The sequence below is a fragment of the Nocardia niigatensis NBRC 100131 genome (genome assembly GCF_000308655.1).
Taxonomy (GTDB): Bacteria; Actinomycetota; Actinomycetes; order Mycobacteriales; family Mycobacteriaceae; genus Nocardia; species Nocardia niigatensis.
Window position 1 is genome coordinate 43829 of the sequence record NZ_BAGC01000003.1, and the last position, 21004, is coordinate 64832.

General features: G+C 67.8%; 19 protein-coding genes. 12 read left to right on the forward strand and 7 right to left on the reverse strand.

Annotation, left to right across the window (positions count from 1 at the left end):
- Window positions 1-77: 77 nt before the first annotated feature.
- The 3 genes from ON33_RS01685 to ON33_RS01695 all read left to right on the forward strand — a co-directional run bounded on the left by ON33_RS01685 (window position 78) and on the right by ON33_RS01695 (window position 2949).
- Window positions 78-536 carry an SgcJ/EcaC family oxidoreductase gene (locus ON33_RS01685; RefSeq protein WP_051151531.1) on the forward strand — a complete coding sequence of 153 codons (459 nt, stop codon included), beginning with the start codon at window positions 78-80 and terminating at the stop codon, window positions 534-536.
- Between the two features lie 112 nt (window positions 537-648).
- The gene (locus ON33_RS01690) at window positions 649-1914 is read left to right on the forward strand and encodes an aspartate kinase (protein WP_040854073.1); all 1266 of its coding nucleotides are present in this window, start codon (window positions 649-651) and stop codon (window positions 1912-1914) included.
- A gap of 3 nt (window positions 1915-1917) precedes the next feature.
- Complete coding sequence (locus ON33_RS01695; RefSeq protein ID WP_040854075.1) at window positions 1918-2949, forward strand: aspartate-semialdehyde dehydrogenase; 1032 nt, start codon at window positions 1918-1920, stop codon at window positions 2947-2949.
- Window positions 2950-3243: 294 nt separating this feature from the next.
- Here the strand turns inward: ON33_RS01695 and ON33_RS01705 are convergent, their stop codons facing one another.
- A complete protein-coding gene (locus ON33_RS01705) occupies window positions 3244-3540 on the reverse strand; it encodes a hypothetical protein (protein ID WP_040854078.1) in 297 nt (98 codons plus the stop codon).
- A 160-nt stretch (window positions 3541-3700) separates the two neighbouring features.
- On the opposite strand from ON33_RS01705, the gene ON33_RS01710 reads away from it, so the two are divergent.
- The 3 genes from ON33_RS01710 to ON33_RS01720 all read left to right on the forward strand — a co-directional run bounded on the left by ON33_RS01710 (window position 3701) and on the right by ON33_RS01720 (window position 8182).
- Window positions 3701-4951 carry a helix-turn-helix domain-containing protein gene (locus tag ON33_RS01710; RefSeq protein WP_040854081.1) on the forward strand — a complete coding sequence of 417 codons (1251 nt, stop codon included), beginning with the start codon at window positions 3701-3703 and terminating at the stop codon, window positions 4949-4951.
- An 849-nt stretch (window positions 4952-5800) separates the two neighbouring features.
- The gene (locus ON33_RS01715; RefSeq protein ID WP_040854082.1) at window positions 5801-7090 is read left to right on the forward strand and encodes an ATP-binding protein; all 1290 of its coding nucleotides are present in this window, start codon (window positions 5801-5803) and stop codon (window positions 7088-7090) included.
- A gap of 21 nt (window positions 7091-7111) precedes the next feature.
- Window positions 7112-8182 (forward strand): tetratricopeptide repeat protein, encoded by a 1071-nt coding sequence (locus tag ON33_RS01720; RefSeq protein WP_040854086.1) that lies wholly within the window; start codon window positions 7112-7114, stop codon window positions 8180-8182.
- Between the two features lie 359 nt (window positions 8183-8541).
- Here the strand turns inward: ON33_RS01720 and ON33_RS01725 are convergent, their stop codons facing one another.
- Window positions 8542-9141 (reverse strand): TetR/AcrR family transcriptional regulator, encoded by a 600-nt coding sequence (locus ON33_RS01725; RefSeq protein ID WP_040854088.1) that lies wholly within the window; start codon window positions 9139-9141, stop codon window positions 8542-8544.
- 119 nt (window positions 9142-9260) lie between these two features.
- Between ON33_RS01725 and ON33_RS01730 the strand changes: the two genes are divergently transcribed.
- From ON33_RS01730 to ON33_RS40855, 3 genes are read left to right on the forward strand one after another with little or no spacing between them, the layout of a single operon-like run.
- Window positions 9261-9986 carry an SDR family oxidoreductase gene (locus ON33_RS01730; protein WP_040854090.1) on the forward strand — a complete coding sequence of 242 codons (726 nt, stop codon included), beginning with the start codon at window positions 9261-9263 and terminating at the stop codon, window positions 9984-9986.
- 21 nt (window positions 9987-10007) lie between these two features.
- Window positions 10008-10196 (forward strand): hypothetical protein, encoded by a 189-nt coding sequence (locus tag ON33_RS01735; RefSeq protein ID WP_040854093.1) that lies wholly within the window; start codon window positions 10008-10010, stop codon window positions 10194-10196.
- Window positions 10193-10348, forward strand: coding sequence for a hypothetical protein (locus ON33_RS40855; protein ID WP_157184377.1), 156 nt, complete (start codon window positions 10193-10195; stop codon window positions 10346-10348). Before ON33_RS01735 ends, ON33_RS40855 begins: the two co-directional genes overlap by 4 nt.
- Window positions 10349-10369: 21 nt before the next feature.
- Here the strand turns inward: ON33_RS40855 and ON33_RS01740 are convergent, their stop codons facing one another.
- On the reverse strand, window positions 10370-11113 hold the full coding sequence (locus ON33_RS01740; RefSeq protein ID WP_040854096.1) for a TetR/AcrR family transcriptional regulator: 744 nt from the start codon (window positions 11111-11113) through the stop codon (window positions 10370-10372).
- A gap of 156 nt (window positions 11114-11269) precedes the next feature.
- Between ON33_RS01740 and ON33_RS01745 the strand changes: the two genes are divergently transcribed.
- On the forward strand, window positions 11270-12811 hold the full coding sequence (locus tag ON33_RS01745) for an MFS transporter (protein WP_051151532.1): 1542 nt from the start codon (window positions 11270-11272) through the stop codon (window positions 12809-12811).
- 112 nt (window positions 12812-12923) lie between these two features.
- Here the strand turns inward: ON33_RS01745 and ON33_RS01750 are convergent, their stop codons facing one another.
- On the reverse strand, window positions 12924-13949 hold the full coding sequence (locus tag ON33_RS01750; protein ID WP_040854097.1) for a phosphotransferase family protein: 1026 nt from the start codon (window positions 13947-13949) through the stop codon (window positions 12924-12926).
- 2 nt (window positions 13950-13951) lie between these two features.
- Window positions 13952-15067, reverse strand: a complete 1116-nt coding sequence (locus ON33_RS01755; RefSeq protein WP_040854512.1) for an Rv3169 family protein — start codon at window positions 15065-15067, stop codon at window positions 13952-13954.
- 125 nt (window positions 15068-15192) lie between these two features.
- Between ON33_RS01755 and ON33_RS01760 the strand changes: the two genes are divergently transcribed.
- Window positions 15193-15798: a TetR/AcrR family transcriptional regulator gene (locus ON33_RS01760; protein WP_040854100.1), complete on the forward strand. Its 606-nt coding sequence runs from the start codon at window positions 15193-15195 to the stop codon at window positions 15796-15798.
- 854 nt (window positions 15799-16652) lie between these two features.
- On the opposite strand, the gene ON33_RS01765 is transcribed toward ON33_RS01760, so the two are convergent.
- Both ON33_RS01765 and ON33_RS01770 read right to left on the reverse strand, forming a co-directional pair.
- Window positions 16653-17660: a TIGR03617 family F420-dependent LLM class oxidoreductase gene (locus ON33_RS01765; protein WP_051151558.1), complete on the reverse strand. Its 1008-nt coding sequence runs from the start codon at window positions 17658-17660 to the stop codon at window positions 16653-16655.
- 157 nt (window positions 17661-17817) lie between these two features.
- On the reverse strand, window positions 17818-19443 hold the full coding sequence (locus tag ON33_RS01770) for a GMC family oxidoreductase (protein WP_040854101.1): 1626 nt from the start codon (window positions 19441-19443) through the stop codon (window positions 17818-17820).
- 306 nt (window positions 19444-19749) lie between these two features.
- Between ON33_RS01770 and ON33_RS01775 the strand changes: the two genes are divergently transcribed.
- Window positions 19750-20982, forward strand: coding sequence for a cytochrome P450 (locus ON33_RS01775; RefSeq protein ID WP_040854104.1), 1233 nt, complete (start codon window positions 19750-19752; stop codon window positions 20980-20982).
- Window positions 20983-21004: the final 22 nt, after the last annotated feature.

Below are 21004 nucleotides of genomic sequence, written 5' to 3' on the forward strand. Positions count from 1 at the left end.
ACCCGGACAATATCTGAATAACTCAACTAATGCTCAATTCAATTGATGCCTGGATCAGATATTTCGGGAGGGATGTCATGACCACTTCGCAGATCACCGACGAAGCCGCTGTCCGCGAGCTGTTCGAACGGTCGAATCAGGCGTGGGCGGACGGGGATGCCGCCGCCTACGCGGCCGTCTTCACGCCGGACGCCGACTACGTCACCTGGTTCGGCGCGCACCTGAAGGGCCGCGAGGCGATCCGGGCCTCGCACGAACCGCTGTTCGCCAAGTACATGGGGGGCACCCACCTCGACGGTGAGATCACCGGCCTGCGGTTCGTCACCCCGGATGTCGCGATCGTGCACGGCCGCGGCGCGGTGGTGAAGGGCCGCCGTCGGCGCAACCGTTTCAACACCAAGGTGAACATGTACGTCGCGGTACGCCGCGACGGTGACTGGAGCTTCGCCGCCTTCCACAACACCAAGTACGGCTGGGTGTTCAACGCCCTTGTCGCCAAGCATGATCCGGGTGTGCTGATGTCGGCGGCGAGTTAGCTGCCGGGTGGCGGGAATTCGCTGGCAGGAGGTGGGACGAAAACTCGCGGACCTGGGCCGGTACTGTTGTGGGTCGGTAGCAGCAGTTTGTCGATCTTGGAGGATTTCCGCCGTGGCTCTCGTCGTCCAGAAGTACGGAGGATCCTCGGTCGCCACCGCCGAGCGCATCCGGAGGGTCGCCGAGCGGATCGTCGAGACCAAGAAGCTGGGCCACGATGTGGTCGTCGTGTGTTCCGCCATGGGCGACACCACCGACGAACTCCTGGATCTGGCCCAGCAGGTCGCGCCGGCCGCCCCGGCCCGTGAGATGGACATGCTCCTCACCTCGGGTGAGCGCATCTCCAATGCGTTGGTCGCCATGGCCATTCACTCGCTGGGCGCCGAGGCTCGTTCGTTCACCGGCTCGCAGGCAGGTGTCATCACCACCGGCACGCACGGCAACGCCAAGATCATCGACGTGGCGCCGGGTCGGGTGCAGCAGGCGCTGGGCCAGGGCACCATCGTGCTGGTCGCGGGCTTCCAGGGCGTGAGCCAGGACAGCAAGGACGTGACCACGCTGGGCCGTGGCGGTTCCGATACCACCGCCGTCGCGCTGGCCGCCGCGCTCAATGCCGATGTGTGCGAGATCTACACCGATGTGGACGGCGTTTTCTCCGCCGACCCGCGCATCGTCTCCGACGCCCAGAAGCTGGACTCCGTCTCCTACGAGGAGATGCTGGAAATGGCGGCCTGCGGCTCGAAAGTTCTCATGCTGCGTTGCGTCGAGTACGCGCGCCGCTACAACGTGCCCGTCCATGTGCGGTCCTCGTACACGGACAAGACGGGCACCATGATTACCGGATCGATGGAGGACATCCCCTTGGAGCAAGCAATCCTCACGGGCGTCGCGCACGACCGCAGCGAGGCCAAGGTGACCGTGGTCGGTATTCCGGACAAGCCGGGCTACGCCGCCAAGGTGTTCCGCGCGGTCGCCGATGCCGAGATCAATATCGACATGGTGCTGCAGAACATCTCCAAGGTGGAGACCGGTAAGACCGACATCACCTTCACCCTGCCCAAGCTCGAGGGCCCGCGCGCCGTCGAGCTGCTCACCAAGCAGCAGGGCGAGATCGGCTTCTCGCAGGTCGTGTACGACGACCACATCGGCAAGGTATCGCTGGTCGGCGCGGGCATGAAGTCACACCCTGGCGTGACCGCCACTTTCTGCGAGTCGCTCGCCGACGCCGGTATCAATATCGACCTCATCTCGACCTCCGAGATCCGGATCTCGGTGCTGGTCAAGGACACCGATCTGGACGAGGCCGTGAAGGTGCTGCACTCGGCGTTCGAGCTGGGCGGCGACGAGGTGGCCGTGGTCCACGGCGGAACGGGGCGATAGGCCATGGGTGTGCGTGTAGGCGTCGTCGGCGCGACCGGTCAGGTCGGCGCGGTCATGCGAAAGCTGCTGGAGGAGCGCAACTTCCCGGCCGACGAGGTGCGCTTCTTCGCGTCCTCGCGCTCGGCGGGCAAGACGCTCCCGTTCCGCGGCAAGGACATCGTGGTCGAGGACACCGAGACCGCCGACCCGAGCGGACTGGACATCGCGCTGTTCTCGGCCGGCGCCACCATGTCCCGGGTGCAGGCGCCGCGGTTCGCGGCCGCCGGTGTCACCGTCATCGACAACTCCTCGGCCTGGCGCAAGGATCCCGAGGTGCCGCTGGTCGTCTCCGAGGTGAACCCGGAGGCCACCCGCAACCTGGTCAAGGGCATCATCGCCAACCCGAACTGCACCACCATGGCAGCCATGCCGGTGCTCAAGGTGCTGCACGACGAGGCCGGGCTGCAGCGGCTGATCGTGTCGAGCTACCAGGCGGTTTCGGGCTCCGGCCTGGCCGGTGTCGAGGAGCTGGCCTCGCAGGTGCGCGCGGTCATCGGCGACGCCGAGAAGCTGGTGCACGACGGTTCGGCCGTGGAGTTCCCGGCCCCGAACAAGTACGTGGCCCCCATCGCCTTCGATGTGATTCCGCTCGCGGGCTCACTGGTGGACGACGGCAGCGGTGAGACCGACGAGGATCAGAAGCTGCGCAACGAGTCCCGCAAGATCCTGGGTCTGCCGGAGCTGCTGGTGAGCGGCACCTGCGTGCGCGTCCCGGTCTTCACCGGTCACTCGCTGTCGATCAATGCCGAATTCGCGCAGCCGATTTCGGTGGAGCGGGCCGAGGAGCTGCTGGCGAAGGCGCCGGGCGTGAAGCTCACCGACGTGCCGACCCCGCTGGCCGCCGCCGGTATCGACGAGTCGCTGGTGGGCCGCATCCGCCAGGATCCGGGTGTGCCGGAGGGCCGCGGTCTGGCGCTGTTCATCTCCGGTGACAACCTGCGTAAGGGCGCCGCGCTCAACACGATTCAGATCGCGGAAGTTCTTTTGAACAACTGATCAGATCTATCCGTAACGGACCGTGCACAACAATAGTGCACGGTCCGTTTTCGGATATTGTCGAAGTGTCAATGCGATAGGCTTGCGCGGCCGGTCAATCCGCCCATAGTTCCGCGCAGGGGAGCGGCGCCAGTCGATCGGTGGGGAGTCCGTCGATGGTGACTTCAATGCGATGCGGGCGCAAATGCGCTGCGAGGCGTTCGGCAATTGCGCGTTCCGCGCGGTAATCCAAGATCATTCCTCCGGGAAACCGCAGGCGCACACGGACTTCGCCGGTTTTCGGCGCGGCCGTCATCAGGGCGTCGCCCGATGTGCGGGTGGTCGGCCTTTCATCGAGGGCGAGTTCCGGATACCCTCGCGTTCGAGGCGCGCGGTGATGCTTTGCACCGTGGCTCCGTCGGCAGTGGAGGAATACCCGGTGGCCGCAAGGGCGCACGCCACAAACCACATTGCCGCGCCGCCGATTCCGGCTCCGAGTAGGAAGAAGAGAAGTTCGCCGGGCATGACCACCTCTATGTCGTCCGTTTGGTTCGACGGGTCCTCTTCAAACGTTAAACACAGAAAAATTGCGGTGCAATAAGAAAAATCCATGTTCCATACTGTGCGTCGTAAGCTCGCCCGGTCTGCAATCCTTGTCGGCAGATCCCCCTCTGGCGGGAATGGGCGGAAGGAGAAGGGCATGGTAGACATCGGCGAAACAAGCGGGCGGTGACGGCCGGGAAAGCCGATCAGGCAGAAGGAGTTTGACCCGGTGGCCGAAAGTACCCTTGGGGCACGGGTAGCGGAGTTGCGCCGGCGGCGGGGACTATCGCAGAAAGAGTTGGGAGCGGCGATTCGGCGCTCGGAAAGCTGGGTGTCGCAGGTCGAGCGAGACGTGCTGCCTGTTGAGCGACTGTCCGTTCTGCAAAGACTGGCGGACGTGCTCGGAGTGGCGGTACGCGATCTGCGTCCCGAAGCGGCCGAACCGATGGCCGCCGACCGCGGTGACGGGCATCGGCCCGGCTCGGCGGTTTTCGAGCAGTTGCGGCTGTTGCTCACCGGGCATCCCGCCCTCGAGCAGCTCTTCGGAGACGAGGCCGATCGCGGTCCCGGCACCGGCACCGCGGCGGCGAAAATTCCGGAGCTGCGACAGCGGGTGGACCTGGCCTGGCAGCTGGCGCACGAATCCCGGCTGGTCGAGGTGGGCAGCATTCTGCTGGAACTGATTCCGGATCTCGAGCACGCCGCGCGGGCGAACGCCACGCGGCGGCCGGAGGTGCTGACCCTGCTCTCGCGCGCCTATCAGGTGGCCGCGACCGCGTTCACCCGTCAGGAGGAGGTCGACGCGGCGTGGGTCGCGGCCGATCGCGCACTGTCCGCGGCCGAGGAATCCGGTGACGCGCTCAGCGTGGTGGCCGGAACCTACCGCATGGCACAGGCATTCCTGCGCCTGCAACGCCTGGAGCAGGCCGAGCAGGCGGCACGGGTGTCGGTGGCCGCGCTGGCCGCGCAGGTGGCGGCCGAGCGGCCGCGCCCGGAAGTGCTGTCGCTCTACGGATCTCTGCAGCTGATGCTGGCGGTGATCGCGGCGACGGACGGGAATCGCACGGCGGCCCGCACCGGGCTGGCGGCGGCGCGCGCCGCCGCCGACCGGCTGGGCGAGGGCCGCAATGATTTCGACACCGAGTTCGGTCCGACCGGGGTCGCCGTGCACGCGGTGGCCGTTGCCGTCGAACTGGGTGACGCCGGCGAGGCGCTCGATACCGCGCGCACCGTCGACGCCTCGATCCTGTCTCCGGAACGGCAGGCGCGCTTCCTGGTCGACGTGGCCCGCGCGCACGCCCAGCGACGGCAGGCGAGCGAGGCTCTGGAAGCGTTGCTCAATGCCGAGCGACTAACCCCCGAACTGATCCACACCGATCATCGCGCCCGCGAAGTGGTGCGAGATCTGCTGCAGTTCGCCGGTCGCCGACCGGCCGACGAATTACGGGAGCTGGCGGGCCGCGCCGCGGTCACCCCCTGAGCGAATCAGGGGTGGCGGCCGGTCAGCGAATCCCGGGTGTACGCGGGTCGGGTCCGACGCCTGCTGGTAACAGGCAGCCCGGCGGCGCGTCGCCGAAGGGCGTCGCGAGCGGGAGATCGAGACAGGACACCGCGGTGCAGTCCGGGTAGGCGTCAGCGCCGCCGCCGAACATGGCCAGCGCGATATCGCCGTCGACGCACGAGCGGTAGTCGACCGAGAGTGGCGCCCCGACTAGAGGCCGGGATTTCGGTCCACACGACCATGAGATCCAGGCCGGGCACCACGAAGACGTGTTGCGGGCCGAGTCCGGACATGGAATAGGTGTCGGCGGGCAGGAATTCGGGATTCTCCGCGCATCCCGGGCCGGTCCAGAACAGGTATCCGTAGCAGGGATCGGCGTCCGAGGGGGTGTGGCGCGTTTCAGATAGTCGGCGGAAATGATGGTGTGCCCGTTCCATTCGCCGTATTCGGCGGGAGATGGCGATCCAGGGGCGCGTCGATATCGAGTTTCCCTTGATCCCAGGCAATTCCGGCGATCATCACGCTGCTTGCCGTCGGTACCGCCGCTATCGCGCCGGCCAACCCCCTGCGCATGCGCCGCATGGAGCTCGGGCTGATCCGGAAAGTTGAGGCCGACGCCCAACAAGCGCCTCTCGGCGAGTGGTCGCTCGTAGCGACGAAGGGTGCGGCCCGGGGCTGTTCCGACGCCGGCAAGAGGGATCAACTTGGCGCCCGCCGAATCTATTCCGGCACCGGCACTGTGATCTGAGCAACGGTCCCGGGGTAGTGTCCGGTGTCACCCTCAGCGTTTAGCATTCGGCGAGATACCTGCACATCTCTGGGGGAGCCTTGACCGACGATCCGGTGATCACCAATCTGCTGACCGTGCTCGACACCAATCCCGAGCTGCTGCCGGTCCGGATCAGCGTGATCGAACTGCTGGCCGCGGCCGGCCGGCACGCCGAGGCGCTGTCGCACTGCGCCACCGCGCTGGCGCAGGATCCGCACAACGAGCAGGTGACGGGGTTGCTGCAGCGGTGCACGGCGGCACTGGCGGGAGGAGCGTCGGCCGCGGTTCCGGCCGCGATGACCGCCGGATCGGATGAAGCGAGCACGGCGGCACCGGCTTCCGCGGAGTCTCGCGAATCCGCCGCGGCCACTGCCGACTACGACTGGGACGCGGCCGAGGAGCAGGTCGGCGACATCATCCAGCCGGCCTTCGTGAACGAGCAGCCCGAGCCGTACGCCGAGGGCGATGTGGGCATGTTCGAGCGGCCGAAACTGACCCTCGCCGATGTGGGCGGCATGGAGCACGTCAAGCAGCAGCTGGAGTTGTCGCTGCTCGGCCCGGTGCGAAACCCCGAGCTGGCCAAGGCCTTCGGCACCAGCGCACGGGGCGGCCTGCTGCTCTACGGCCCGCCCGGGTGCGGCAAGACCTTCGTGGCCTCGGCGGTCGCCGGCGAGTTGGGCGCGAATTTCTACGCCATCGAGATCGCCGACATCCTGAACTGGTACACCGGCCGCAGCGAATACAACCTCAAACAGGTCTTCCGCACCGCCCGTCGCAAGGCGCCCTGTGTGCTGTTCTTCGACGAGATCGACGCCCTGGGCCACAAGCGCAGCCACCTCTCGGGCTCCAATTCCCTGCGTTCCACGGTCAATCAGCTGCTCACCGAGATGGATTCGATGACCAGCGACAACGAGGGCGTCTACATCATCGGCGCGACCAACCACCCGTGGGATGTCGATGTCGCCCTGCGCCGTCCCGGCCGCTTCGACCGCATGGTCCTGGTCGCCCTCCCCGACGCCGAGGCTCGCGTCAGCATCCTGCGCCACCATCTGAAGGACCGTCCCGTCGAGGGCATCGACCTCAATGCGGTGGCCGCCCGCACCGACGGCTACTCCGGCGCCGACCTGGCCCAGATCTGCAAGTCCGCAACCCAGTTGGCCATGGCCGACTCCATCCGCACCGGCACCGTCCGCCCGGTCCGCATGCCCGACATCGCCACCGCCCTCGGCCAAACCCGCCCCAGCACCGGCGCCTGGTTCGAATCCGCCCGCAACGTGGTCGAATTCGCCAACAACGACGGCAGCTACGACGAACTCGCCGCCTACATGCGCACCCGGAAGGAGCGCTGACCCGGGGGGATCGACGAGCACATGAGCGAGAAGATCGAGAAGGCCCGGATGCTGGCGGATCTCGGGCGGTATGACGGGGCCCGGGAGATGCTGGCCGAGGTGCTGGCGAGTGAGCCGGAGCACGCGGCGGCGCTGGCGGATATGGCGAATCTGGCCTATCGGGTGGGGGAGTACGAGCGGGCGCTGGAGTTCGCGGCTTCCGCGCTGCGAGTGACGCCTGATGACGTGTTCGTGTGGCGGGTGCGGGCGCTGTCGGAGTTGCAGCTGGCGCGGGCGGCCGACGGGGAGGCGGTCGTCGAGCGGCGGGAGCGGGCGGTATCGGCGGCGCGGCGGGCCGTCGAACTGGATCCCGGCAATGTGGACAGCGTGCGGATTCTGGCTGCGACGCAACGGGATACCGATCCGGCGGCCGCGCTGGCGAATCTGGACCAGGCACTGGAGCTGGATCCGGACAATGTGCACGTCCACCTGCTGCGGGGGCTGACGCTGCGCCGGAATGTGCAGGGGCCGGAGGCGCCGGCGCAGGCCGAGGCCGCCTTCCGGGAGGTGCTGCGGCTGGAGCCGGAGAACACCGAGGCGCTCTACGAGCTCGCGCTGCTCACGGTGGACCAGGGCGACCGGGAAGCGGGAGCGACACAATTGCGACGGGTCGCGCAGCTGGACCCGGCCTACGGCGATGTCGTGCGCGAGCAACTGGAGTGGCTGGCCAAGCAGGACGCGCTGCGCGCGCAGGCCGCGCGCGAGGCGGCCACGGCCCGGGTGCGCAGCCGGTACGGCGGCGCCGCGGCTGGTGCGCCGCTGCCCGTTCCGCCGCCGGCGCCGGGCGCACCGCAACCGGCGCAGAAACCGGGTGGCGGACGGTTCGGTCGCTGGGCAGCGGGTTTCGTGGTGCTCATGGTGATCCGCGGCCTGATCGCCGCGGGCTCCCACCACGACTCCACACCGGCGACCCACTACACCCCGCCGTCGGCCGTGCCGTCGTACTGGCAGCGGCCCATCACAATCCAGCCGCTGCCCAGCTTCGCCTGGCCGTCCGATATTCCACGACCGCCGTACCAGCTACGGACCCCGGCCCCCACGGCACCGCGCTAGTTCTCGTAGCCGGCTATTCGCCAGGTCTGCTGGGCCCGGAATGTATACGCCTTTGTTTACTCGCCACCTCGCCGAGTTTTCTTGATTCGTTCCAGAAAACTCGGCACGCTCGGAACCATGGCCAAGGCGACCACCACCAACACCGGCGCCCCGGTGCCCAGCGACACCTGGGCGGCGTGCGCGAGCCCATCCTGAGCCGCGTGTTCGAGTACTGGAAGAGCGTGGACGCCGAACTCGGCAAGCGCATGGAGGTGGACGTTCGCGCCCGGCTCGCGGGCTGGCCGCCGGACTCCCGAAGGCCCGCACCGCATTCCGTGGTGCGGGCCTTCGCTGTCGGCGGGGCCGCTACCGCCGGCCGGTCAGCGACCGGCCAATATCGAGTCGGTGAGGCGTTCGGCCAGCGCGTCGTCCAGCGGCGCGTGGCCGAGGATGAAGCGGTACCAGAACACCCCGTAGAACTGGTCGATCATGAGGTCCACGTCGGCGCCGGCGGACAGTTCGCCGCGCTGCCGCCCACGCTCGAGGACGGCCCGCACCGCCTCCCGCCGCTGGGCGGTGAAGGTCCGCAGCAGTTCCGCGAGATGCGGGTCGTGCGCGGCCTCGCGGACCAGGGTGCGCAGTGCGGGGGCCGTCGAACTGCGCTGTGCGCCAAGGAAAGTCGAGGCCATGAGGGTGCGCAGGTCGGTGCGCAGCGAGCCGCTGTCGAGCGGCGGCACCTCGAGCGCGGACCGTTCGGTGAGCGCGTCCAGCAGGACCGCGCCCTTGGACGGCCACCATCGGTACACGGTCTGCTTCCCGACTCCGGCCGCCCGCGCGATGGCGTCGATGGTGACGGGTGCGCCGTCGGATTCGCCGAGCAGTCGCAGTGAGGCGTCGAGGATGGCCTGCCGGGTGGCTTCGTTGCGCCGGCGTCCGGTGTGCGGTCGTGCTGGATTGGGCTGTGCCCCCGTGCTTTCCATCGTTCTTCCTCCTGTGACTGACCTCACCACTTTGTCGAGACTAAAAGTCTCGTCAATGCTGTTGTCGAGACTGTCAGTTCCGCAAGATTAGACGGACAGTGACAGAGAGGTTTCCGACAATGACCACAACACCACGCGTCGTCGTCATGGGTGGCAGCTCCGGCATCGGCGAGGCCACCGCCGCCGCCTTCGCGGCCGACGGCGCCGAGGTCGTCATCACCGGCCGCGGCCGGGACAAGCTCGACGCGGCCGTAGCCCGCATCGGCGGCAAGACCACCGGCTACGCCCTGGATGCCACCAGCCAAACCGATATCGACGCCTTCTTCGCTCAGGCCGGCGCCATCGACCACCTGGTCATCTCGGTGAGCGGCTCGGCCGGCAGCGGCCCCTTCGCCGACCTCGATCTGGACCAGCTGGCCGCCGGCTTCGACGGCAAGTTCTGGCCGCAGGTCCGCATCCTGAAAGCCGCGCTCCCGCACCTGGATTCGCAGGGCTCGGTCACCCTGGTGACCGCGGGCTCGTCCCGCTCGGCCTTCCCCGGCACCGCGGGCCTGGCCGCCATCAACGGCGCACTCGACGCCATGGTGCCGCCACTCGCCGTCGAACTCGCCCCGCTGCGCGTCAATGCCGTCTCCCCGGGCGTCATCGACACCCCGTGGTGGGACCGGGTTCCCGAGGCCCAGCGCACCGCCCTGTTCGACGGCCTGGTGGCGACCACCCCGGTCGGCCGCGTCGGCCGCCCCGAGGACATCGCCCGTGCCATCCACCTGCTGGCCACCAATGGATTCATCACCGGCGTCGTGCTCGACGCCAATGGCGGGACCAGTCTCGCGACAGGACGCTGACCGGCCGCCAGTTCGGTCGGCATGCTCGAAAGCTCCGCCGCCGCACCGGAAATCATCACACCACGCCGGGTCACCTGGTTCGAGTGCTTCGGGGATCTGGTGTTCGCGGCGGCAGTCGGGCAGATCACGCATCGGGTGGGCGCGCACCTCGATGCCGCATCGGTGGCCGCGGCCGCTGGGCTGTTCGGCCGCCGCGGTGGGCACGGGTGATCCGGCCGATCACGGCGGTACCGGTGGCGGTCCTGCTGCCGATCGCCACCCGCATTCCGGTGGCCGCGCTGCTGACCGGGCTCGCGGTGCCGGGGATCGGCACGGTGAGCGTGGAGACTCCGGCCCGGCGGCGGCCGGCGGCACTGGGCTGAATCATCCGGCGCGCCAGGGGCTCAGCGCCCTTCGGCGCGACTGCGCTGTAGCTCCAGTCCGTCGAGGATGAGTTCGAGTTCGGCGTTGAAGAAGTCCTCGCGCGACTGCGTGGGATCGAGCTCGCGGTAGACGTCATAGCGCTTGGCGACGTGCGGATAGCCCTGCACGGCCTGTTCGGCCACGGCCATCATTCGGGTGAACCATTCCCGCTCGCCGAGTCCGCTGCGCGCGACGCTGGTGAGCATGGCGGTCTCGGTTCCGGCGGAGCCGAGGACGAAGGCGAAGATGGCGTTGGACGCCCGGTCCGCGGTGGCGTCGTCGAACCCGGCGGCCTCGAGGATGGCGAGCATGGTATCGGACGCGCGCAGCAGATTCGGGCCCAGATAGGCGAGTCCCGCCCCGGTGATGGCGATGCTGATCCAGGGATGCCGCAGGACGGCCGCCCGCACATCCTTCCCGAGGCCGAGCAGATCGGCGCGCCAGTTCTCCGGCTCGATGGCGGTGGGCGTCCGGACGTCGCCGAAGGCCTCGTCGATCGCCAACTCCAGGATCTCGTCCTTGTTGGCGACGTGCGTGTACAGCGAGGTGGCGCCGGCATTCAGGCGGCTGCCGAGCTTGCGCATGCTGAGCGCGTCGTAGCCTTCGGTATCGAGCAGGGCGAGCGCTTCGCTGACGATCTGTTCCCGGCTCAGGGCGGGCTGGTCGCGCCGCTCACGTTGCGGGCGGGTCCACACCGACGAGAATTCCAGGGTTTTGGCCGCCATGGCTCTTCCTCCTTCGTCCGTGGAACAGCATAACCCCAGCTAGAACGCCGTTCGTCCAGGCGTACACCGTTCCTAGTTGCGAACACTGTACGGAGATCGTACAGTGTTCGGCAGCGCCGCACAGTGTGCGGAACGGCTTCTCGAAGGGGACCTGAAATGACTGCCGAAGACTTGACCGAGGCGCTGACATCGCCTGCGGCACAGCGCAATCCGAAGCGCTGGCTGATTCTGGTCGTGCTCTGCCTGGCCACGCTCGTGCTGGTGATCGACAATATGGTCCTCACCGTGGCGCTGCCGCAGATCGCGATCGACCTGCACGCCGGGTCCCAGGCCCTGCAGTGGGTGATCGACTCCTACATCCTGGTCTTCGCGGGCCTGCTGCTCACCACCGGCAGCCTGTCGGACCGCTTCGGCCGCCGGCTGGTGATGGTGCTCGGGCTCGCGCTCTTCGGTGCGGCCTCACTCATCGCCGCCTACGCGACCAGCGCGGGGATGCTCATCTCCGGCCGCGTGATCATGGCGGCGGGCGGCGCGCTCATCATGCCGAGCACGTTGTCCATCCTGATCACCGTGTTCGGTGAGGACGAGCGGCCCCGGGCGATCGCGGCCTGGACCGGTGTGTCCGTGCTGGGCATGGTCGGCGGCCCGGTGCTGGGCGGTATACTGCTGAACCACTTCTGGTGGGGTTCGGTGTTCCTGCTGAACGTGCCGATCGCGGCGCTGGCCATCGTGGCCGCCTTCGCCCTGATGCCGGAATCCCAGGGTCCCGCCCGCCCGATCGATCTGCCGGGAATGGTGCTCTCCATCGTCGGCATGGTCTCGCTGGTGTGGTCCATCATCGAGTTCCCGGCCAAGGGTCTCGGTGGTACCTGGGTGACGCTGGTGCTCGCGGTCGTCGTGCTGGCGGGCTTCGTGATCCGGGAACTGCGGGCCGAGCACCCGATGGTGCCGCTGCAGCTGTTCCGCAACCGGGTCTTCACCGGATCCAGCTTCTCCCTGGTGCTGGCCACCTTCGCCAATGCCGGCCTCACCCTGGTGCTGACCCAGTACCTGCAGTTCGTGCTCGGCTACTCGCCGATCAAGACGGCCCTCGCCTTCACGCCGTTCGCACTGACCGCGCTGGTGTTCAACGGCCTGGGTGCCGCGCTGGTGCAGAAGCTGGGCGTGCGGCCCGTCGCCCTGGTCGGCATGCTGGTGCTGGCCGGCGGCTTCGGCGCCCTGGCCGCGCTGACCTCCGAGTCCGGCTTCTGGCTGCCCGCCCTGGCCATGTCGCTGGTCGGCGCCGGTGCGGGCCTGGCCATGCCGGCCGCGGTCGGTGCGCTGATGGGTGCGATCCCGCCGGAGCAGGCGGGTGTGGGTTCCGCGCTGAACGACACCATCCAGCAGACCGGTGGTGCGCTCGGTGTGGCGGTGCTCGGCGCGGTGCTGGCCGGGACCTACACCGACGGCATGCCCGCCGATGCCCCGGCGGCGGCCCGGGAGGGCATCGCCGGCGCCTTCGCCATCGGCGACGGCGCCCTGGTGGCCGCGGCCCGCGACGCCTTCACCGACGCCATGTCGAACACGTTCCTGGCCGGTGGCGCGGCGGTGCTGGCCGCGACGGTGGTCGCCTTCTTCCTCATGAAGGGCGCGAAGTCGGCTGCGCCGGAGAGTGTTCCGGTCGGCGCGCAGGCCGAGGAGCTGATCGAAGCCCGCTAGTCTTCGACCTCGTCAGGGCGAGGACGCCCGCAACGGACTCCGCCCCCGGCAGCATGCCGGGGGCGGAGGAGTCGTTCGCGTTTGCGCCTGCACGGCCTCGGTGTCAGCAGCGTCAGCCGAGCAACTGCTCGATACGGGCGGTGCAGAACCCGGTGATATTCATTTCCGGCGGGAGCTGCACGCGGTGAGTCATGCGCAGCAAGGGAATCGACAGCAGAGCGGCCGAGAAGATCTCCTGGTATTCGATATTCCGAACCTCGTGTCCGGTCCGGTTCTCGTAGTACGCGATGGTCTCCGCGCGGGTCGGCGTGCCCGGCAGCGGGGCATGGCCCTCGTACTCGCTGCACGCCCAATCCAGGAACAGTAGCCAGCCCAGATCCGACTCCGGTGCGCCGAGGTGGGCGATCTCCCAGTCGAGAACGCCGCTGACCTGGAAGTCGTTGTCGTACAGTATGTTCGACATGCGGGCGTCGCCCCAGCACAGGCACGGCCGATCCGGCTCGTACCGGTTGTCCCGCAGATGGGCGATGGCGCGCCGGTAGGTCTCCGGCGGATCGCCCTCGCATGCCCAGCGCAGCGCGGCCTCGAGGTAGTTCACACCCTGCTCGATGACCCCGGCGCCGTGCTGCGGATAGGCGAGAAAGTCCAATCGCAGTGCGCGCCAATCCAGCTGGTTCACCTCGGCGATGGTGTCCACACACCCCCACCACATGCGGGACCGCTGCTCCGGCGTGGCCTCGAAGTAGTTCCCGGCGGTGTGATACGAGGGAAAGTCGCTCGGGGCCTTGCCCGCCAGCCGGTTCATGACGAAATACGGACTGCCGAGCGGATTGTCGCCGCGTTCGAGCCAGGAGACCGTCGGCACCGGCAGTGCGGTGTCGGCCAGGCGCCGCATGACCAGTACCTGCCGCAGCAGGTCGTAGTCCGGGAACAGTGACATGTCCGGTGGTCGCCGCATGACCAGGGGCGTGCGGCCGGATTCGTCCTCGACCTCGAAAAGATAGGTCTCGGTGGCGAATCCGCGTTCGGTGCGCGCCAGCTCCAGCACCCGTGCGTTCCCCGACCGCGAAAGATGCTCGCGCACCGCCGGTTCCAGTGCCCTGCCGAGCTGCTCGGCGGCAATTCGGTTGGTGCTCAAGGTCAGTACCCCTCGTACCCGTACCGCGCGTTGCGGCCCATGAACACCATCTCGACCAGCCCGTAGCCGACCTTGCCCGCGGTCTCGACGCGGCAGAACGTTTCGCTGAGCATGCCGGCCTGCTTCAGGTCGGCGGTGTCGGTGAGGTCGGCGGTGAACCCGTCGCTCCAATCCGCGCCCTTCCACAGTCCGGAGGCGTAGCCGCGGTAGTTGTCGTAGCCGGCGATGCCGGGCCAGAAGTCGGAGACGGGCGTGATGGTGAATTCGCGATCGCGGCCGTCGGCGCTGCGCACGGTGAAGCTGCCGCCGCTGACGATGCGGAAGTCGTCGCGGAAGGTCAGCGCGTGGTCGGTGGTGACGATCGGGACCGGTTGCGCACCGGAGTCGAGAGGAGCCAGCACCGTGCCCTCGAAGTGCCAGCGCTGCCCGTCTGCCGTCTCGCGCTGCGCGAAGTGCACCAGCTCGTCCTCGAACTGGAAGATGCCCATGTAATAGAGAACGCCGTCCGGGATGTCGGCCGGCTGCAGGCCGTCGCCCTCGCCGAGGCTGCCGCCGCCACCGCCGTGGCGGGTGCCCCAGGAGTGGTCGCGCCCGAACCACCAGGTCTCCGGATCGATGTCGAAGCGGGTGCCCTCCACCTCGATCCAGCCCGAGACGCGGCCGTTCTGGTAGTAGCGCCGGGCGTCCTCGCGGACCCGGCCGCGGCTGCGGAAGAAGGCGGGTTCCTGCTCGTAGGCCGGGAACTGCCCCTCGAAGTCGAGGTGCAGCCGCACGCCGTGCTCGTTGTCGCCGAGGGTGGCGCGCACCTTGCGCAGCGGTTCCACGATCTCGTACGTGTACGGCCCGACCCGCCAGTCGGCGAGGCCGTCGTAGCGGCCGCCGATCTCGCGCGAGAGCCGGACCACGTGGGCGGTCTTGCCGCCGATGGTGACCATGGCGTAGGCGTCGAGCACATTGCGGTTGGGGTAGCGCGCCATGCCGGTCATCACGCTGATCTCGCCGGTGGTGTCGAAGCCGTACAGGACGACGCGTTCGGTCCAGCGCAGATCGCTCTGCTGGACGTGGTCGAAGGTGGTGGGGAGCTGGTGGGCGAGCAGTTCGTCCTGGGGCGTCAGCATCGACATGCCTCTCAGCGGGGGTGGCCTGGGCCACAGTCAATTAGAATACGAGGCGCAGCGTATTTCAAATATGACAAGAATGTAACCTGTTCCAGAAAAAAGCTCGCCGACCCGAGGGAGACCACGTGACCGCAGCAGGGACCGCCCGCACCGGCCCCGGCCGTCCACGCGATCCGCAGCTGGACGCCCTGGTGCTCACCGCATGCCAGGAACTCCTGGTGCGGGACGGCTACCAGGCCACCACCATCGCGGCCGTGGCCCGGCGCGCCGGCGTCGTCACGACCTCCATCTACCGCCGGTGGCCCGGCAAGCGCGCCCTGGTGGAGGATGCGATCTTCGCCCTGGACACCGAGAACCACCCGCTGCCCAGCGGTGATCTGCGCGCCGACCTACTGGCCTGGACGCGCCTGTTCCTCAATGCCGCCGCGCACCCCGCGGCCCGCTCGGCGATTCCCGGGCTGCTCTCGGAGTATCACGACGATCGGGAGAGCTATCGTCGCCTGCTCGACGGCGGCGAACGGCCGACGATTCAGGCGCTGCGCGAGCTGCTCACGGCGGCTGCCGAGTCAGGGCAGGCGGCCGTCGCGTGCGATGTCGAGGCGATCTTCGAATTCCTGCGCGGTGCGACCCTGATGCGCGCCCTCACGCACGGCACCGAGGATGCCGACCACTTCAGCCGCCGCATCGCGGACGCGCTGTACGCGGTCGCGCAAACTCCCACGTCAGAGTAGGCCGAACCAGTAGATCAGGCAGGCCAGCACGAAGACGACCACAGTTTCCATCGTCAATCCCAATCTTCTTGGCGCACTTACCTACATGATGCCGTCTCCGGGGACGCCACGGCCACAAACGACGATAACAAGATCGTTAGCAGCCATCTCCGCGCCAGATGGCTCGCGGAGTGTCACCCGATGGTTCGCGGCGCGTCTCGATTCTGGACTGACCGGAGCGGGGAGCGAAGCGGAGGAGCGGAGGGACGGAAGAATCGAGACTTCAGCACCGCGAGCCCGCCCGGAGCGAAGCGGAGGGCAATCAAACGCCGAACCCGCCGTGTCCGACACCCCTCGTGGACGGACTCGGCGGGTTCTGCGCTGGCCTACCACCCCCTTCGCGGCAGGCCATGTCCCAATTTCGTACCGGTTGGTTTGTTTGCTGTGGCCGACCCGCCACCCCTCGTAGACGGGTCGGGCCCAGCGTTCCCACCCCCGGATGGTGGCTCGTTGGGTCCGCCGGTGCGTCCCGGCGTTGACACAAACAATGCCGAGCCGCGCTTGTCGCGGCCTTAACAAGATCTTGTAATTGTGAAAATGCCTGCTAATGCGCAGTTTTCGCGGCCTTACTCAACGCCGGTTGCCGGGGCCGTACACCCTGCAACCGGATCATCTCGATGCAACCGGATCATCTCGATGAGGAAGAGCGCCACGACAGCCGCCGGGTCCCTGACGTCGATCCCTGTGCCTGCCTGAGGTATTCGCGCGGCACCGCAGTGGTGCGCTGCTCCGCGGGCCTATCCGACGCGGATTGAATTCGGCCCGGCTCGGCGCGCCGAGCGGTGTCGTGCCGACGGTCGGCGTGGTGTCTGCTGTCAGATTGCCGAACGATGGTGCAGTGCGGCTACGAGGTCGGCGATGGCGGCATCGGTGACCGGGTAGCCGGGGAAGTAGCAGCAGACGCGAGCGGCGTGGCCGCCGAAGCGGGTCCGGATCTGCCGTGCGCATTCGGCCGGGGTGCCGCTCACGGTGAGCGCGTCCACCATCGGATCCTCGATCAGCCCGGCCATCTCCCGCCAGCGTCCCTGCTTGGAGAGCAGGTTAAGCTCGGGTTGCAGATCCGCCCAGCCCTCCACCTCCAGGACCGGTCGGTAGGCGGGCGTGGAACCGTAGAACGCCAGCAGGTTTCGCACCGCCTGGCGGGCTTCGAGCCGCTCCTGTTCCGAATCGCCCATGGCCACAATGGCTTCCACGATGATCTCGAACGGCCGGGCCGAGTCGCCGCGACCCCGCGCGACCGCCGCCAGGGTCCGCTCCCGGAAGTGCCGCTCGGTATTGAAAGGCATGACCAGCAGACCGTCCGCCACCTCCGCGGCCATCGCGGTCATGCGCGGGCCCAGCGCGCCGACCAGAACCGGTGGCGCCCCATGGGGATTCGGCCCCGGATCGAATTGCGGCGGCATCAGGGTGTGCTGCCAGAACCGGCCCCGGTAATCCAGCCGCTCCCCGTGCTGCCAGGCGCGCAGAATCGCCTGCACCGCCTGCACGGTGTCGCGCATCCGCTCCACCGGTTCCGACCAGGTGCTGCCGTACCGCCGCTCGATATGGGGCCGGATCTGACTGCCGAGCCCGAGCCGGAACCGGCCGCCCGACAGCGCCTGCAGGTCCCACGCGGTGTGCGCCAGGTGCATCGGGCTGCGCGGGAACGCCATCGCCACATTGGTCATGAGGTCGGCGCCGCATGTGGCGGCGAGCGTGAGCGGCAGGAACACGTCGTGCGCGCCCTCGAAGGTGAACACCCCGTCCACTCCGAGCTCGCGCAATCGCGCTGCCCGGGTGGCGGATTCGGCGAGTGGCGCGTTCAGCCACAGATCGACGGGCAAGGACACCTGCTGACTCCTCCGGATGAGAAAAGACGACAGCCCCGGGCCGAGAGGTAGTAGGCCCGGGGCTGTCGCGGGCCGGCGGTGGTCGTGATCCGCCGGCCCGTGCGTCGGAGCTACCAGGGAAGTAGCAGCACTCCGCCGCAGTTCTGGGGATCTAGCCGATGAATTCGGCCGCCTTCTCGCCGATCATGTAGCTCGGCGCGTTGGTGTTGCCGCCGGTGATGCTCGGCATGATCGAGGCGTCCGCCACGCGCAGGCCCTCGATGCCGTGCACCTTGAGCGTGGGGTCGACGACCGCGCGCTCGTCCACGCCCATGCGGCAGGTGCCGACCGGGTGGTAGATGGAGTGCACGCGGTTGGGCAGCTCGCGCCGCAGCGCGGTCTCGTCCGCCCACTCCTGTCCCGGGAAGAAGTTCTCGGTGATGTCGCCCGCGATGCTCTTGTGCGACATGACCTCTCGGATCATCTTGATGCCCTCGACCAGGAACTCGGTGTCCCACGGATCGGTCAGGTAGCCCGGGTCGATGAGCGGCGAGGCGAACGGATCCGGCGAGGCCAGCTTCACTTCGCCGCGGCTCTTCGGGTAGATGAGCGACGGCATCACGGTGAGCGCCGGTCGGCGGTCGACCAGGTGCAGCTTGTCGGCGTCCTGGTTGGGCGTCGGGTAGCTCCACGGCAGGGTGTGGATCTGCATGTCCGGGTGGTCGCCCTCGGCGAACTTGGTCTTCACGAAGCCGGCGGCCTCGAAGACCGTGCGGCCCATGAAGGAGCTGCCCGGGTTGCGCATCTCCTTGAGGATGCCGCGCGCGAAGTAGGTCGGGATGCCGCGGTGGATGGCCTTCTTGGACACGAAGGTCATGGGCACGAACAGGTGGTCGTGCAGGTTCTGGCCGACGGGCAGGTCCGCGACGACCTCGATGCCGAGGTCGCGCAGGTGCTGGGCCGGGCCGATGCCCGAGAGCATGAGCAGCTGCGGGGAGCCGACCACGCCGCCGGAGACGATGACCTCCTTGGCGGCGCGCACGACGCGGCGGGAGCCGTTCTTCTCGGCGATCTCGACGCCGATGGCGCGGCCGTTCTCGATCACGACGCGGGTGGCGTGGACGTGGGTGAGCACGGTGAGGTGCGAGTTGGGCATGTTGGTGATGAAGCCGCGCGAGGAGCTGTAGCGCAGGCCGTCCTTGACGCTCTGCTGGAAGATCGAGATGCCTTCCTGCGATGCGCCGTTGTAGTCCTTGATGATCGGCGCGCCGAGGGTTTCGGACGCGGCGGTCATGAACTCCTCGGCGATCGGGGTGATCTCGCGTGGGCGGGTCACCTCGATCGGGCCGCCGGTGGCGCGGTAGTCGTCCGCCCCGTCGACCCAGTTCTCGAGGCGCTTGTAGGCGGGCAGGACCTCGTCGTAGCTCCAGCCCTTGTTGCCCTCGGCGGCCCAGGAGTCGAAGTTGGCCTTGTTGCCGCGCACATAGAGCATGCCGTTGACCGAGCTGGAACCACCCAGCACCTTGCCGCGGGTCATGGGGATCTCGCGGTCGTTCGCGTGCTTCTGCGGGACCGAATACTGCTTCCAGGTCACCAGCTTCTTCAGCTGCGGAACCGTGTGGACCACCGAGATCATGCCGGGCCGGGTGACCAGCTGGGTGTTGTCCTTGCGCCCGGCCTCCAACAGGATCACGCTCGCGCCGCGCTGGGCCAAGCGGCCTGCCAGCACGGCACCGGCGCTGCCCGCGCCAACGACGACGTAATCGGCTTCGGACGTGGAGCCCGGGGAAGCGGTCATATCAGTTACCTCATCTTCGAGTGTGCCTGGCATCACTGTAGAACAAGTTCTAGTCTGCCGACATGGTGGACATGATGTCCAGTCACAAGGTCGACTTCAGGGCGGGTTGGTCAATCGTGGCGGCGTGACGAGTCCTCATTGAACATGTTTCAGATCCCCTGCTGTGGGGTAGCTGCCTCGCGGGCGCGCGGGAACCAGGGGATCGGAGGCCGGAAACGCTGCCCAGTCGCAGGTCGGCATGGTTCAATTTCTGTGAAACACGTTCCAATTTCGTGATCATAGCGGCACCTTGCCCGAGGAGGAACAGTGTCTGTTCCGTCATTACCGGCCGGATTCGATTTCACCGATCCCGCGCTCTGGGCCGATCACAGCCCCGCCGAAGAGTTCGCGCTGCTGCGCCGCACCGCGCCGGTCTGGTGGAATGCCCAGACCCCCGAGCAGGCCGCACCCATGGACGACGACGGTTACTGGGTGATCACCCGGCACGAGGATGTCAAGGAGATCTCCCGAAGACCGGAACTCTGGTCCTCGAATCGCAAGGGCTCCATCATCAGAATGCCCTCCGACTCCGAACCCGAACAGCTCGAACTCGGACGCGAAGCGCTGCTGGTGAATATGGATCCGCCCAAACACACCAAGATCCGCCGCATCGTCTCCAAGGGATTCACCCCGCGCGCCATCGAGGGATTGCGCGCCGCGCTCACCGACCGCGCCGAAAGGATCGTGCGGGAAGCGAAGTTGAGCGGTGGCGGTGATTTCGTTCAGCAGGTCGCGTGCGAGTTGCCGCTGCAGGCCATCGCGGAACTGCTCGGCGTCCCGCAGGACGACCGCCACAAGCTGTTCACCTGGTCCAATCAGCTACTCAACTACGACGATCCGGAATTCGCGGGCAGCAATATGACCGCCAACGCCGAACTGCTCGGATACGCGTATGTCATGGCCGAACAGCGCCGGGCCCACCCGGTCGGCGACATCGTCTCCCAGCTGGTCACCGCCGACGTGGACGGGGAGGCCCTGGGTTCGGACGAGTTCGGGTTCTTCGTCATCCTGTTGTCGGTGGCGGGCAACGAAACCACCCGCAATGCCATCGCGCACGGCATGAAAGCCTTTGTGGACAACCCCGATCAGTGGGAGCTGTACAAGCAACGCCGGCCGCGCACGGCACCCGACGAAATCGTGCGCTGGGCGACCCCGGTCTCGGCATTCCAGCGAACCGCTGTGCACGACACCGAAATCGGCGGGCAGAAAGTCCTGGCGGGACAGCGGGTGGGGCTGTTCTACAGCTCCGCCAACTTCGACGAGGAGGTCTTCGAGCGCCCCTTCGAATTCGATGTCGAGCGCGATCCCAATCCGCACGTCGGCTTCGGCGGGACCGGAAACCATTTCTGCGTGGGCGCGAATCTGGCGCGGCTGGAGATCGATCTGATGTTCAATGCCATCGCCGACGCCATGCCGGAGATCACCGAGGTCGCCCCGCCGCAGCGGCTGCGGTCGGGCTGGATCAACGGGATCAAACACTGGCAGGTGCGTTACTCCTGAAACCGGTGACCTTCACGAACCC

What these genes read in the sequence shown, in the direction of transcription:
- ON33_RS01685 (WP_051151531.1), top strand. Translation starts at nt 78, where the DNA reads ATGACCACTTCGCAGATCACCGACGAAGCCGCTGTCCGCGAGCTGTTC.
- ON33_RS01695 (WP_040854075.1), top strand. Translation starts at nt 1,918, where the DNA reads ATGGGTGTGCGTGTAGGCGTCGTCGGCGCGACCGGTCAGGTCGGCGCG.
- ON33_RS01705 (WP_040854078.1), bottom strand. Translation starts at nt 3,540, where the DNA reads ATGGATTTTTCTTATTGCACCGCAATTTTTCTGTGTTTAACGTTTGAA.
- ON33_RS01720 (WP_040854086.1), top strand. Translation starts at nt 7,112, where the DNA reads ATGAGCGAGAAGATCGAGAAGGCCCGGATGCTGGCGGATCTCGGGCGG.
- ON33_RS01725 (WP_040854088.1), bottom strand. Translation starts at nt 9,141, where the DNA reads ATGGAAAGCACGGGGGCACAGCCCAATCCAGCACGACCGCACACCGGA.
- ON33_RS01730 (WP_040854090.1), top strand. Translation starts at nt 9,261, where the DNA reads ATGACCACAACACCACGCGTCGTCGTCATGGGTGGCAGCTCCGGCATC.
- ON33_RS01735 (WP_040854093.1), top strand. Translation starts at nt 10,008, where the DNA reads ATGCTCGAAAGCTCCGCCGCCGCACCGGAAATCATCACACCACGCCGG.
- ON33_RS01740 (WP_040854096.1), bottom strand. Translation starts at nt 11,113, where the DNA reads ATGGCGGCCAAAACCCTGGAATTCTCGTCGGTGTGGACCCGCCCGCAA.
- ON33_RS01745 (WP_051151532.1), top strand. Translation starts at nt 11,270, where the DNA reads ATGACTGCCGAAGACTTGACCGAGGCGCTGACATCGCCTGCGGCACAG.
- ON33_RS01755 (WP_040854512.1), bottom strand. Translation starts at nt 15,067, where the DNA reads ATGCTGACGCCCCAGGACGAACTGCTCGCCCACCAGCTCCCCACCACC.
- ON33_RS01770 (WP_040854101.1), bottom strand. Translation starts at nt 19,443, where the DNA reads ATGACCGCTTCCCCGGGCTCCACGTCCGAAGCCGATTACGTCGTCGTT.